This is a genomic window from Williamsia muralis (genome assembly GCF_051487485.1).
In the GTDB taxonomy this organism is placed as follows: Bacteria; Actinomycetota; Actinomycetes; order Mycobacteriales; family Mycobacteriaceae; genus Williamsia; species Williamsia muralis_B.
The window spans coordinates 43,571-56,712 of record NZ_JAHVCV010000013.1 but is presented as its reverse complement, the minus strand read 5'-3'; the positions used below and the strand labels follow the sequence as shown (position 1 = coordinate 56,712).

Annotated in this window: 14 protein-coding genes; 5 read left to right on the top strand and 9 right to left on the bottom strand. The window is 62.8% G+C overall.

Annotated features, from left to right (window positions below):
* Positions 1–2: 2 nt before the first annotated feature.
* Positions 3–263, top strand: coding sequence for a helix-turn-helix domain-containing protein (locus KXR83_RS25125; protein ID WP_235189531.1), 261 nt, complete (start codon positions 3–5; stop codon positions 261–263).
* Between the two features lie 84 nt (positions 264–347).
* On the opposite strand, the gene KXR83_RS25120 is transcribed toward KXR83_RS25125, so the two are convergent.
* The 3 genes from KXR83_RS25120 to KXR83_RS25110 all read right to left on the bottom strand — a co-directional run bounded on the left by KXR83_RS25120 (position 348) and on the right by KXR83_RS25110 (position 4,187).
* The gene (locus KXR83_RS25120; protein ID WP_161634007.1) at positions 348–1,397 is read right to left on the bottom strand and encodes a GAF domain-containing protein; all 1,050 of its coding nucleotides are present in this window, start codon (positions 1,395–1,397) and stop codon (positions 348–350) included.
* A gap of 602 nt (positions 1,398–1,999) precedes the next feature.
* Positions 2,000–3,010 (bottom strand): arsenic resistance protein, encoded by a 1,011-nt coding sequence (locus KXR83_RS25115; protein ID WP_023955849.1) that lies wholly within the window; start codon positions 3,008–3,010, stop codon positions 2,000–2,002.
* Between the two features lie 376 nt (positions 3,011–3,386).
* Positions 3,387–4,187 (bottom strand): MerR family transcriptional regulator, encoded by an 801-nt coding sequence (locus KXR83_RS25110; RefSeq protein WP_023955848.1) that lies wholly within the window; start codon positions 4,185–4,187, stop codon positions 3,387–3,389.
* Positions 4,188–4,552: 365 nt separating this feature from the next.
* Here KXR83_RS25110 and KXR83_RS25105 point away from each other — a divergent pair, with 365 nt between their 5' ends.
* Positions 4,553–4,759 (top strand): hypothetical protein, encoded by a 207-nt coding sequence (locus tag KXR83_RS25105; RefSeq protein WP_023955847.1) that lies wholly within the window; start codon positions 4,553–4,555, stop codon positions 4,757–4,759.
* 158 nt (positions 4,760–4,917) lie between these two features.
* Here the strand turns inward: KXR83_RS25105 and KXR83_RS25100 are convergent, their stop codons facing one another.
* The gene (locus KXR83_RS25100) at positions 4,918–5,838 is read right to left on the bottom strand and encodes an alpha/beta hydrolase (RefSeq protein ID WP_235189438.1); all 921 of its coding nucleotides are present in this window, start codon (positions 5,836–5,838) and stop codon (positions 4,918–4,920) included.
* A gap of 303 nt (positions 5,839–6,141) precedes the next feature.
* Between KXR83_RS25100 and KXR83_RS25095 the strand changes: the two genes are divergently transcribed.
* Positions 6,142–6,894: a copper resistance CopC family protein gene (locus KXR83_RS25095; protein ID WP_023955845.1), complete on the top strand. Its 753-nt coding sequence runs from the start codon at positions 6,142–6,144 to the stop codon at positions 6,892–6,894.
* On the opposite strand, the gene KXR83_RS25090 is transcribed toward KXR83_RS25095, so the two are convergent.
* From KXR83_RS25090 to KXR83_RS25080, 3 genes are read right to left on the bottom strand one after another with little or no spacing between them, the layout of a single operon-like run.
* Entirely contained in the window at positions 6,865–7,830 is a 966-nt protein-coding gene (locus KXR83_RS25090) for a M56 family metallopeptidase (protein WP_023955844.1), read from the bottom strand. The genes KXR83_RS25095 and KXR83_RS25090 overlap by 30 nt on opposite strands.
* A complete protein-coding gene (locus tag KXR83_RS25085) occupies positions 7,827–8,189 on the bottom strand; it encodes a BlaI/MecI/CopY family transcriptional regulator (protein WP_023955843.1) in 363 nt (120 codons plus the stop codon). Before KXR83_RS25085 ends, KXR83_RS25090 begins: the two co-directional genes overlap by 4 nt.
* Positions 8,190–8,231: 42 nt before the next feature.
* Complete coding sequence (locus tag KXR83_RS25080; RefSeq protein WP_341476878.1) at positions 8,232–9,350, bottom strand: M23 family metallopeptidase; 1,119 nt, start codon at positions 9,348–9,350, stop codon at positions 8,232–8,234.
* A gap of 223 nt (positions 9,351–9,573) precedes the next feature.
* On the opposite strand from KXR83_RS25080, the gene KXR83_RS25075 reads away from it, so the two are divergent.
* Both KXR83_RS25075 and KXR83_RS25070 read left to right on the top strand, forming a co-directional pair.
* Positions 9,574–10,776, top strand: coding sequence for a L,D-transpeptidase (locus tag KXR83_RS25075; RefSeq protein WP_437427120.1), 1,203 nt, complete (start codon positions 9,574–9,576; stop codon positions 10,774–10,776).
* Positions 10,777–10,903: 127 nt separating this feature from the next.
* Positions 10,904–11,710, top strand: coding sequence for a cytochrome c biogenesis CcdA family protein (locus KXR83_RS25070; RefSeq protein WP_031331625.1), 807 nt, complete (start codon positions 10,904–10,906; stop codon positions 11,708–11,710).
* A 33-nt stretch (positions 11,711–11,743) separates the two neighbouring features.
* On the opposite strand, the gene KXR83_RS25065 is transcribed toward KXR83_RS25070, so the two are convergent.
* Both KXR83_RS25065 and KXR83_RS25060 read right to left on the bottom strand, forming a co-directional pair.
* A complete protein-coding gene (locus KXR83_RS25065) occupies positions 11,744–12,385 on the bottom strand; it encodes a vitamin K epoxide reductase family protein (protein ID WP_031331623.1) in 642 nt (213 codons plus the stop codon).
* Positions 12,386–12,390: 5 nt separating this feature from the next.
* Positions 12,391–13,029 (bottom strand): DsbA family protein, encoded by a 639-nt coding sequence (locus tag KXR83_RS25060; RefSeq protein ID WP_023955838.1) that lies wholly within the window; start codon positions 13,027–13,029, stop codon positions 12,391–12,393.
* Positions 13,030–13,142 lie beyond the last annotated feature (113 nt).

The window sequence follows — 13,142 nt, the reverse complement described above, 5'->3', positions numbered from 1 at the left end:
CGGTGGCCGCGCTCGTCCCGTTGCCTCCCTCGCAGGTTCGCCTCGCGGATCTACGCGTGCTAGCGGCCTTGTCGCAGAACGAAGCGGCAAAACTTATCGCGATCTCGCCGACCCTGCTTGGTGAGATTGAGCGTGGCCAGAAACCGCCGACTGACGAGCGCATTCAGGCGATGGCGCAGGCGTACGGGGTGACCGATCGGTCGATTGAAGAAGCTTGGGGTCGTACGCAGCAGTACCGTCGAACACGCGCGCAAGGATTGTAGGTTTACGCGCAACTTAAAATCATAGTATCTTTCTCCGTGATCGGGTGAGCGTGTCCAGTTCTGTCCACCTACGTGTATGGACGTTCACCGAGTTTGTTGCGGTCCTTCGCGGAATCGCCTATGACCAGAGGGTCTGGCGATTGTGACTAGCGCAGCAGTGGTTTGCTCATCCAGGCAGACGGTTGTCGCATCGAGATCCAGTGGCATCCAGGAACCGTCTGTTGCCCTGAAACGGAGTCGCCCCCGTGATCGATGGAGGTCATGTTTGGAAAGCAATTCCCGAGCTTTTCGTCGATCGTCCGGGTGTACCCCAGGTTCGGGAGAACCTTCGGTGCGTTCCCACGCGAGGCCAGGAACTGGTGCCGAGCGGTACCAGCGAAGGAGGGTCAGGGTGCGCGGATCCACCAGCGCCCGATAGGTTCCCTCTGAAGTCAAGGCATCCAGGACGCGCTGTTCAAGGGTCTGTTTGAGAACAATTGATGCGGGCTCGAGGGGGCCGAGATCGTGCACGATTCCCCGGACGCTGGTTTCCGTTCGGCCGCTACGGTTCGCGTCAGCGTCAACAGCATCACTAACGATCCGCCACGAAATGTGTGCTGCGCGAAAGGTTCCATCGACCTTCTGGATGGTCCATATGGATTGGTGCTCGTTGCCTGGATCGGCTCGAACGATCTTGGCAAGAACTGTGCCTTCGTCGTCGTCCGTACGAACTCGACGGAACACCGAAGCCGGCGCCGTCGCCGCTTGACAGTCTCGCGGAGAACCAAGCAGTCTCGCCATGTCCTCGCTCCCCTGCACCGTCCTGTTGGTCAAGCTGTATGTCCAGGCGCCAGCCTGATCGTGGGGAGGCGGATCTTCGTCAGCAGGACCAATCCAGAGCCAGACTCCATGGATTCGTCTTGCGGGTGTGAGAATGGGCTCGGCAATAACTCGACGACTGCCATCGCCGATGAAGCGCTTCACCGGCCTGGGATCGGCAGTGAGGTCAGTTATTGCGCACCGGACAGCGTTCTTCGATGCACTGCTCCGGAGAAGTTGGTGGGCCGGTATAAACTTCTTTGCCGAGCGGCCAACCGCGACGATGGAAGGCGCGCTGTGTCCGAAAGTCTCTGCGAGAAGCCAGTTAGTGGACAAGGCTGACCTCTATGTTCAGGCCAGCGGTGTGAGTGGGCCCATCGGTGTAACGCCCCCAGATGGGGGGTTGAATTAGCAGCATGGAACTTTCGATGCAGCCGACTGTCGCATATGTTCCGGCTTGTCGATCCAAGTTGTACCGGTCGTATGAACCATGACGCCGCCACCGCTGGATGAACACCCGTCTCGCTGGCTCAACTGTTTGTTAAGCGCTGATTCTCACAAAACCTGTGAGGTACCTCGCTGTATCTCATAGGCGCGGGACGGGGCACCGCGGTCACGTGTGGTGCGGGTGCCCCGTAAGTGCCCACTTGTATCGTTCGGTGCTCGCGCGATTGTGATGGCAACGCCGCCAGGTGAATCCTGCGCTAAATCCAATTAGCGCAGCACTGCATTCCATCGGAAGTAGTACCCAACCCCGCCACGGAGACGCTGATGTCGCCGTAAGGCGTCGCGCACCCTGGTTACGCACATTCCCGTCCGGGCCGTCCTGCTAGCCCCGTGGTCGAATCCGATTCGACGCACGGGGCTTTTTCATGTCCAAACATCGGCTAGACACCGGTACCCGTTCGCTGGTGTTGAGCCCAGTCATGGCCGCCAGGTCACACCGCGGTTGGTGCGGTAGGCACTTCGGGCATCTCGCCGGGTGATTGAGGGAGTAGTCGCGGGATGAGACGGACGTAGATGACCATGCCGATAATCTCGACGAGGGTTTGCGTGACGACCACGGCGGGGGCGAGTTCAAGGCTTGCGGGCAGCGCCAGCGCCAGGGGTAGAACGACCAGCGAGTTGCGTGTGGCTCCAGCGAACACGATGGCCCGGCTGCCGGCGACGTCGAGTCGAAGCAGGCGGGCAAGTGTGGCTCCCGCGAAGGCCATGATGATCAGGAAAGCGACATAGACCGGGATCACGGCCGCGACATCGGCAAGATTGTCGTCGATCTTCGGGATCTGCGAGGCGATCACAGTAGTGAGCACGGCAACCATCAACGGCACCATCAAGGTGCTGACGCCGCCACCGAACGTATGGCCCGCAGTTGTTCGTGCCGACCAGCCCTGGGTGAGCCACGCCAACGCCAACGGGATGACGATCAGCACGATAAACGCTTCGATGAACGGTCCGACCTTGACCGTGTCGGCGAGATCGGAGCCCATGAACATGACGAGAAAGAGGGGCAGCAAAGCCATCTGAGCTATGAGCAACAGGGGAGTCGATGCCAAGAGGCGTTGACTGTCCCCGCCGCCGAGGCCGGTGAAGACGATGACGTAGTCCACGCATGGGCATAGCAGAACCAGCAGCACCCCGATCTGGATCGCTTGGTCCGAGGGCAACAGCACGAACATGACTGCCACGATGATCGGCACGACCACAAAGTTGAGCACAACCGCCGCGGTGAGGAACTTGACGTCACGGACCGATTGCACCAACTCGGCGGCCGGTACCTGCAGAAACGTCACGTACAGCAACGCTCCCAGGACGGGATTGATGGCGTGCTCAAATCCGGGTCCGGCTGCTGGCGCCGCGAACCCCAGACAGATGCCGGCCAGTATCGCCAGTAGGTAGATCGGAATTTGATGCTGCTCCAGCCGATCCGCCACACCTGTGCGTGTCACTACGTACTACCCACTCTCGCCAACGTCACTTATGTTGCCCGTCAATCGATCTCACCACCAGAATGTAGGACTGCTAACCCAGTTCCACCTAGTCATCTCGGGCCAGGAAACAGTACGGGGTCGTCGAGATCGACCACCTCACCCGAGCGAGGCGTTGTACAGGATGAACGAGCGGCACTGCGACGCAGGACGCCCCACGCTCCAACCGAGACAACCGCCACGACGATAAGTGCAGGTATCCACACCGCGCCAATAGTCGAAACCAACCCCAACCCGCCCAAGAATGCCAGCAGTGGCCCCGCGCAACACGCCGCACACGCGCCGATCATGGCGGTCAGCGCACCGACAGGACCCCGCCACCGCTTAGTATTCGGACTCATGTCAGGGCTCCGAACAGATCGATCATGAGTGGCTCCGCCATCTGTGGTGCCCGAACATCAACCACCACCTCGCCGCCGCCGATATGCACAGTGAAGCCGTAGAAGCTACAGCATTGTTGTTCTGCAGCAACGAGAGTGACCACGTCGCTGATCACCCGCGAATGGTTGGCAAACCCAACCCGCAAGGTGATGGTGGCCCCCTCGCGCGCCAGCGGCCGACGGTAGATGGCTTGGCCTAGGAGTTGCCGCCACTGCTCGGTGCGTTCGGACAGATCATCAGGCCCCAAGGAGCACGCAATCACCGGCTCGACAACGGACGGTGCGTTCGGTGCACTGACGTCGGTGACCCCAAGATCTCGGACTGGGCCCACAACCGCAGACTGCGGGGGCGTGTCGTTAATCAGGCAGCCGCACTCTGGGCCGCATCCCCCAGCTGGAGCCGGACCTGTAAGTCCGACGCGCACGCTCTGTAAACGGTCGGCGAATGCCGACAACTCGGCCAGCCTCCGGTCGGTTTCCACGATACGTTGATCTACCAACGGCGCCAGCTGAGACCGCACCGAGGCGCACACTCCCGACTGCCACACCTGCAGCAACTCACCAATCTCATCGAGCGCCAACCCCATCATTTTCCCGGAATTGATGAACGCCAGTTGGTCGACGGCTGTCTCGTCGTACACCCGGTACCCAGCCGGTGTCCGACCAGCCGGCAACAACCCCGATTGCTCGTAAAAGCGCAGCGTCGTCGCCGGAACGCCGGTCCGCTCGGCGAGCTGGGAGATGCGATAAGTACTCATGCGACGACGGTAAACCTTCAACTCAACTCGAAGGTCAAGCTGACTGCGGTGAGCCTGCGACCGTAGGACTTTGTTCGATCACCGACTACACGCGTGGCGCGGGGACCTGGTGTGCTCCAGCTAATTCTGGGCACGCGGGAAGCAGGTCCCCGCACCCTCTACCCGCGCAGCGGTTCATCTTTCGAGATTGATGATGAGGTTGCAGCGGCGGTCGTCGCACATAAGCCGCTATGTCCTATGCGGTTTGGCACAGTTGTTGGACCATCGCCCGGCGAGTGATCGCCGATGCTAGCTCGGTCCGCTACCTAGGATGGTGGCGGTGTGCCGAACCCGGTACACCGAGCCGAGCACAGGAGGTCATTGTCATGGGTGGAATTGCCGACAAGTTCGACAAGGCATACGAGGAGAAGCCGATCAGTGAGCTCGCTGACGCCCCCGTTGAGGCGCTCCAAGGTGTGAGCCCGGGCGATGCCCAGCACCTCAAGGACGCGTTCAACATCAAGACCGTGCGCGATCTGGGCACCAACAAGTACTTCCTGTGGGCCCAGGCAGTCGCCAAACTTGCTGACTAATTAGCCGACGAACACCGAAAGCCGCGTCCTCAAGGAGGTCGCGGCTTCGGTGTCAGTAACTAGAGCATGGGGGCCAAATCGACCCGTAGCGCGGCGGGTTATGGCACCGATGCTCTCCGCCAGGTGGGCGCAAAACGTCTCTGCACCGCCCGGCTCTCTTAACTGAGCGAGGAGACGACGTCGGCCGTTAATTTCTCGAGTTGGTAGAGCCCTGCTTCCTCGATAGGGAAGTGGCCGCAATCTTCCAGCCGGGTCGCGTGAGTTGGTGCAGTGACTCGCGCCAAAAACCTCTCGCTGATGTGTGCCGGAATCCATTGGTCGGCGCCTGGGTGTGCCAGCGTCAGTTGCGGCCCACGATAATTTTGGGGCGGTGTGTGCGCAAAAGTGAACCAGTCGGCCAAGAACCCCAAGGGTACCCGGGTGCCCCCGCCGAGTGGGTCTGTTGCGCATAGGCGGGTTAGGCCGGTACTGGCGCTCATTACGTTCATTCGCGCCACCCAGGCGATGGGAAGTCGCACAGTTCGTGCCACCCCTGCCAGGAGTGGCAGGGTGCGGGGAGCGCTAACCCCTAAAGGTCCCCACCTGGCAGCTGTTGCGCGGGCGGCGGGGTCGGTCAGATCCAGTAGGCAGGTAGCGATGACTGCGGCGGCAACTTGTGTGCGACTGGCAGTTTCGTAGGCGAGCATCCCTCCCATGCTGGCACCGAACAGAACGAGCGGGCGTGCATCGTTGTGGGTTTCGGTGACCACCAGGTCGCACAGCAGATCAACCCAGTCGCGGTAGCGCACGTCGCCGGGCGAGGGCGTGAAAGTGCGCCCGTACAGCGGCAGGTCGGGCGCAATAATCTCGGTCCCATCGGCGGCCAAAACTGCAGAAAGCGGCCACAGAGCGCCGGCGTGGCCGCCGCCACCGTGGATGATCATGATGCGAACCGGAGCCAGGGGCTCGTTCTTGCGGGCGATGTGCACTCGGTGACCGCGCCAGGACCACCATGTCGGCGTCGGTCGCGGAGCGCCGCGAAAGCGTGGCGGAAGGAATCGCTCGTACCGATCGATCTCGGCGTAGATGGCGTCGTTCACGACAATGAGCATCTGCTGACGAGCCGCTCGCCGCAAGAGCCTTCAGGATCCTTCTGCAGGATGACAGTGCCATACCGAGCACGTCGATTCACTCTTCGCTGCTAACAGCAGAAAATGTCATGTCACTTTGCCTCGTGGTGACGATGGCCTCGTCGAGGCATCGCGTTGTGGCTACGCGTTGTCTGTCTGATGGCATGCACACGCTGGGACCCGTAGATTTCTTGCAGATGCTGTACAGGTCTAAGGTGAGCGTCCGCGATTGCCCTGCGCGCTAATTACTACCGCGTATAGTAGTTTCGCGGGGTGAAACAACACGAGAACGAACGCACGTCACCGCTGGTGACGATCGCCAGGCTGGTCATCATTGCCGCGGTCGCTGCGGTAGGCACCGTGCTGGGTGTTGGGCCGGCGTCGGCGCACAGTGCGCTGAGGTCGTCCACACCGGCCGACGGAGCGGTCCTTGAGCAGGCTCCGGTAACGATCGACTTGGTGTTCAACCAATCCATCTCGAAGAACTTCGCCGAGGTAGCGGTTCTCGACAGTGACAACCAGCCGATGAAGGTATCGGCTCCATTGGTCAATGCAGCGCGGGTCGGGGTTGAGATACAAGCGGATTTGGGTTCAGGTGCCTACACCGTGAACTACCGGGTGGTCTCTGCAGACGGACACCCAATCACAGGTCAGATCGCTTTCTCCGTGGCTCGGTCGGCGTCGGTGCCACCCGCTTCGGTGTCCGCGGCGACGGGTATCAAACCGCCACCGCCACCGGGTGCGGTGACCGATGTACCGGATGCAACGAGTTCGTCAACAGAACTACACCCAGGTGATGATCCTGAGGGCAAGCTGGCTGACAACTGGGTGGTGCTGCTTGTGATTGTTCTGGTCGTGGCGGGGTTGGGGACGATCGGGCTGCTGTTGGTCTTTCACTCACGCGGCGACAGCAACGAGGCAGAGCCTGAGGCTCCGGCCGCACACCCCGCCACGCCCCAACTCTCCGATCCTGGTGGGGCGGCGCAGGACGGTGGGTCAGGACGCGATGGTGCAGAAGAGGGCTGAGAGTGCGGCCATGGTCGTCACTGCAGTGAGGGCTGAGATGGCCGCGGGCATGACGGCGTACGCCGTGTAGGCCAGCGCGGTCGGGTGCGAGGCCAGCGGGCCAGCCAGGGTGCGTAGTCGGCGGTCGGTGGTGGTTTGTGTCCGGGCGGTGCAGCCCTGGCCGGGACTGAGGCTGGCTGTGCTCTGTTGTTCGATAACCCGGCTCAGCGCGGACCGTAGGACTGCGGGGCTGGTGGCCGTGGCGGCGGTCTGGTCGGCGTCGAGTTCAACCAGAGCCGCGATCGCCGTTGGTGCGTGGGTCATCAGCGGCACGAAGGGCAGTGCGCTGGCCAGCACTTCGCAGAGTGCGAGGATGCGATGGTGGCGGCCATTGAGGTGGGCCCTTTCGTGGTCGAGTACAGCTTGAGCCTCCGATGAGGTCAAACAGCTCTTCAAGCCCTCGGTGGCGACGACAAACCCGGGATTGCCGGCGATGCTGTACGCGAACGGCAACGGATGATCGAGCCACAGCACGGGGTACGGCCCCTCCTGGTGGCCCGGGCGCGCCAGCACGGTCACGATGTCGTGGTGATAATCCAATACTTGCAGGCGGGAGCGACGGTGGCGACTGCTGATGACCGCGACGCGAACGGCACTGCACACAGCCACGGTCACGGCCAGCGAGATGACGATCTCCGACACCCAAGGGCGCATGGTGTGTTGCGCTGAGCTCAAACAGCGGATCCACACATCGGTGAGATTTTCTCCGGGCGCGTGGCGGGGCCAAGCTGCCACGACCACTGCAGAAGCGGCGAGGAGGAAAAAGGCGGCGATGCTGCCCAGCCAGAGCGCGACCATCGCCCTGGGCCCTGCGGTAGCGAGAGGGCCCAGCAGCAGCTGCGGTATCAACACTGCGATAAGTGCCGCGGCCAGTCCCAGTGTGATGGCCAGGGTCACCGTCGAGCCCGCTTGGTACGCAGGCTCTTGCGTAGGGCCTCTTGTTCTTCGGGGGTGGCGGTTTGGGCGAAATGCATCAGCACGGCGGCGGCATTGTCGCTGCGGTCAAGAATGTCTCGCAGTGCCTGGGAGGTGGCTTCTTCTCTGGTCTGCACCGGTGAGTACAGGTACGCGCGGCTGACCTTGACGCGGTTGAGGAAGCCCTTGGTGTGCAGATTGGTGACGACGGTCAAGATGGTGGTGTACGCCAATGGCCGATCCGCGAGGGCGTCGAGGATGTCGTGCACCGACTGTGGTTGCGGTCCGGCGCTCCACAGGACGTCCATGACGTCGGCTTCGAGTGCTCCCAGCCGTTTCATACCTTTATTGTCTCCTGCAGCGCAGGGTGCGTCCACTGCGGCTCACCCAACCTCGACGCCGCGGCCGCCTAGCCATTGCACCGGATCGAGTTTGGTGCCGTCCTCTGCCCACACTTCGTAGTGCAGGTGAGGGCCGGTGGAGTAACCGCGGTTGCCGACGGTGGCAATCTGCTCACCGGCACTGACCTGCTGACCGGTGGTGACCAGGGTCTCGTTGATGTGGCCGTAGATACCGATGGTGCCGTCGTCTTGACGTATCCGGATCCACAGCCCGAATCCGTTCGCGGGCCCCGATTCGATGACCACGCCGTCTGTCGTTGAGATCACGGGTGTGCCAATGGTGTTGGCGATATCTAGTCCATCGTGGGAGGTGCCCCACCGCGCGCCGTACCCCGAGGTCACCGTGCCGGTGGTGGGCATCGCTGACCGCGGTGCAGCCGCCGGCGGTGGTGGGGGCGCGATCAGCGGGGACCCTAGCTCGGGTGTGAGTTCCTGCAACGACGTGACCAGCGCATCGAGTGGTGCTGGCATCGGCGGCAACACCACTGGCGGGGGTGGGCTGGTGGTGGGTGGCTCAAGCGTCGACATCGCCAGAGTGGTGGTCTGCGCGCCCGAGGGTGCTTCGGTGTGCAGCAGTGCTGCCGCGGCCACTCCTGCGGCGGCCACGACCATGGTTCCTGCCGCTGCCGAGGCGAGGACACCACCGCGTCGCTCGCTGCTCGGCGATGCGCCCGCGGGAGGCCCGGGCTGGTCCAGTGACTTCTCGAAAAGGGCTTCCCAGAAGTGACCTGGCTCTGTGGTGGGGCCCGAGGCTGCGTCGACACACAGTGCCCGCTCCCACGGGGCCAGCGGCGCCGGTCGACGAATCGGTCGAGGGTGCCCGGCAGCAGGGTCGATGCGCTGCACTCGACCGCGTCGGGCTGCGACGAACGAATCTGCTGCCGCCGCAGATCTCACCTCACGGCGCGGCACGGGCTCGTCGACCAGCCGGTGGCGTCCACCGCGAGCCGCCGAGACCGGCGGACCGCTGACGTAACGGCGCAGGGCCGGCGTGGCCGGTGCAGGGCGATAGTCAGAAACGACAGTGGTAGGTGGTGAGAGGTCAGGTAAGCGGTGGCGTGCCAACGAGGGTCCTTGTCGGGGCGGGACGGTCAGGGTCACTTGAATCTCCGACAGGTTACTACTATCTATCCTAGTTTTTCGCGGGGCGGAGACGAAAGGTGTGACGTGCTCTGGTTTGCTGGGGTGATTGTCGGTGTCCGGTACGACCGCACTGGTTCCGTAAACTACTAATCGTCCTAGTAGTCACGACGGAGGAGTGTTCTTAGTGCCGACGCAGCGGTCTGGGTGGAATGGGGTGCAGCTCAGTCGACGGAGTCTGCTCGTGGCCGGGGCCGGCGCGGTGATCACTGGCGTGGCAGTAGCCTGCTCTTCCAGTAACGGCGCATCCCCCTCGCCGCCGTCGCCTTCGGGGGCCTCGGCATCGGGCGACCTGGCAGTGGCATTTACTCCCGCGCCCGGTGCCCGCGATGTCGACCCGCTCGCTGCGGTGATGGTGACCGTCACAGGCGGCACCCTGGCGGAGGTGGTGATGACCAATGACGAAGGTCGAGTCATCCCGGGGATCATGACCCCAGACCGGCTGACGTGGAAACCCGATACGCCGTTGGGCTACAACAAAACCTATGAGCTGGTCGCGACAAGTACCGACGCCCAAGGTCGGCCCGCCGAACACACGAGTGCGTTCAGCACGGTTGCACCGAACAACCTGACGCAACCGTCGCTGTTGACGACCGGTGGCGGCACGCTCAGTTCCGGACGCGCATACGGGGTGGGGCTGGTGGTGGCCGTACGGTTCGATGAGCCGATCACCGACCGGGCCGCGGCCCAGCGGGCGCTGTCAGTGCAGACCGAGCCGGCGGTCGAGGGGCAATGGAACTGGATCGATGATCAGACCGCCCACTACCGGCCCCGCGACTACTACGCCCCGGGTACCGCGGTCACCGTGGCGGCCGACGTCTACGGAGTGGACCTGGGCAACGGGCTGTACGGCCAAGAGGACGTGCGCGTGTCCTTCACGATCGGCGATGCCCACGTCTCGGTTGCCGACGACACCACCAAGCAGGTATCGGTATACGCCAATGGGGAACTGGTGCGCACCATGCCCACCTCGATGGGCCGCGGCGGCACCGAAACGGTCAACGGTCGCACCATTCATTTTTGGACTCAGCCGGGCATCTACACCGTCCTGGACAAGGCCAACCCGGTCATCATGGACTCCTCCACCTACGGGCTGCCGGTGAACTCCCGACTCGGCTACCGCCAATCGATCAATTACGCCACCCGCATCAGCAACGACGGCATCTACCTACACGAGCTCGTCGATACCATTGCCCAGCAGGGCAATACCAACATGTCTGCGGGCTGCCTGAACCTCAACCCCGACAACGCCCGGTGGTTCTATGACTTCTCGGTCACCGGCGACGTTGTGGAAGTGCGCAACACCGGCGGGCCTGCGTTGGAATTGTGGCAAAACGGGGACTGGAGCGTGCCCTGGGACACCTGGGTAGCCGGCAGCGCGCTCTAATTTGGTGCCGCTCCGGCGGGCACGTAGTCGGTCCGTAGGGCCGAATACACCCCGGATGTAACTACTATTGTGCGTAGTAGTTAGGTTGGTCGTGTCCGGTGTGCACTAAACAGCGAGGAGGGTGCAGGTGTCCGACTTTGCTGTGGCCGGGGTGGGCGAGGCGTTCTCGGCCGCAGCGGCCGGTGGCCCACTGCTCCTGGCGCTGGGTGCATGCCTGGCGGCCGGACTCATCTCGTTCGCCTCACCTTGTGTCATTCCGCTCGTGCCCGGGTATGTGTCCTATCTTGTCGGCATATCCGCGGGCGAGTCTTCTTCGGAGTCGAATGACCACACGCTTCAGGGCGTTCGGCGGTACCGGGTGGCCGGCGCTGCACTGCTGTTTGTCGCTGGGTTCACTGTCGTGTTCGTGTTGGCCACAGCCACCATTTTCGGTGTCACCTCGACGTTGATCGTCAACCGCGAGATTCTTCAACGTGCCGGTGGCGTCATCACCATTGTGATGGGGCTGGTGTTTATCGGTGCTTTTCCTGCCCTGCAACGGGATGTGCGATTTCATCCCCGCCAGGTATCGCACCTGGTGGGTGCACCGCTGCTGGGCGGAGTGTTCGCGCTGGGATGGACCCCGTGTCTGGGGCCGACGCTGGCGGCGATCATTGCCACCGCCAGCGGCACCGCTGACACCACCGCTGCCCGGGGAGTGTCGATGATCGTGGCGTACTGCCTCGGGTTGGGACTGCCCTTCGTGGCGATGGCGTTTGGCTCGGCGTGGGCGGTGAGGGCGGTGGGCGTGTTGCGTCGCAACTCGCGGCGCATCCAGGTAGCGGGCGGGCTGTTGATGGTTGCGGTGGGCATCGCACTGATCACCGGCATCTGGGACCACTTCGTGGTGTGGGTCCGGGATATGTTCATTACCGACACCACCCTGCCGATCTAACGCCATCTCAGGCGCGCACGAGCGGGGGGCGAATCAGCCCAGAGTGGACCAATACCACCAGAACTCGATGATGATGAGTGTGAGGATGGTCAGCGCCCACACGACCGGGACCACCGAGTGCACACTGATCAGCGCATCGACCAGACGCCGAGCCCGGCCCCTGACAATTATTCGGTCGAGGTTGCGCAGGGTGACGTACCAGAACGCCACCACCACCACGAGCCATACCGCCATGCAATACGGGCACAGCGCCCCGATCTCGTACAAACTCTGCACGATCAGCCAATGGACGAACACCACGGCCGCGCTCAACCCCACCTGGGTGCTCATCCATATCCAGGCCGGGGTGGCGGGGGTGAGCAGCACTGCTATCGCGAGCACCGCGGTGAACCCGGCGATACCCAGCAGAGAATTCGGAAAACCGAACACCGCAGCCTGCGGGGTATCCATGATCGACCCGCAGTTCACGATGGGGTTGAGGCTGCAGGTGGGGGTGTAGTCCGGGTCGGTGGCCAGCTCGAACTTTTCCACCGTCAGCGTGAACGCCGCGATCAGACCGATGACCCCGCACACACCCAGCACCCACCGAAGCAACCGCGGAAACAACACAGTGCGTTTTCCAGGACCGTCCCGCCGAGGTGAATCCTCAGCGGTGCCGGAAAGATGCGACGACATCGAAGTCACGGTGCCAGAACGTCATTCAATGCGGTCTTGAGGTCGTCGTAGCTGCCTGCCTGCACTTCAGCCTCGTTGATGAAGAAGGTCGGTGTGCCGCGGACCCCGAGTTCGGCGCCGTCGCGCAGGTCGGCATCGATGCGCGCACGTGTGGCCTGGGACGTGTAGTCGGCCTGGAACTGAGTCATGTCCAGTCCGAGGTCGGCGGCGTAGGACGCGAACAGGTCATCCAACGGTACTTGCTGTTCGCCCCACTGCGACTGGGTGTCGAACATGGTGCGGTACATCGCTTCGAACCGGCCCTGGTTGCCTGCGGCGACGACCGCGCGCGCCGCGCGGTCTGCGTTGAAATGTCCCGGCAACGGAAAATACCGGACCACAAACGTGACTCGATCGCCGTAGTTTTGCCGCAGCTGTTCTACGGCGGGGTACATCGCTCCGCATGCCTCGCACTCGAAATCGAGAAACTCGACGAAGGTGGCCTGAGAGTTTGCCGGCGAGGACAACCGCTCAGAATCCGAGCGCACTACCACGCCTTTTGGCTCGGCGTCGGTGTCACCGGCTCGGGTCACCACGAACACCGCCGTGAGGGCCAGGCAGAACACGAACACCACCGCAAGCGTGATGCGCACAGTACGACTCATTGGCCGACCTCGATCATGATGACGCCACATCCGATACCGGGCACGTATCTTCTCCTCACACCTTGCTACTACGATGCTTAGTAGTTTACGGGGTGTGGCCACCGGGTTGGTAG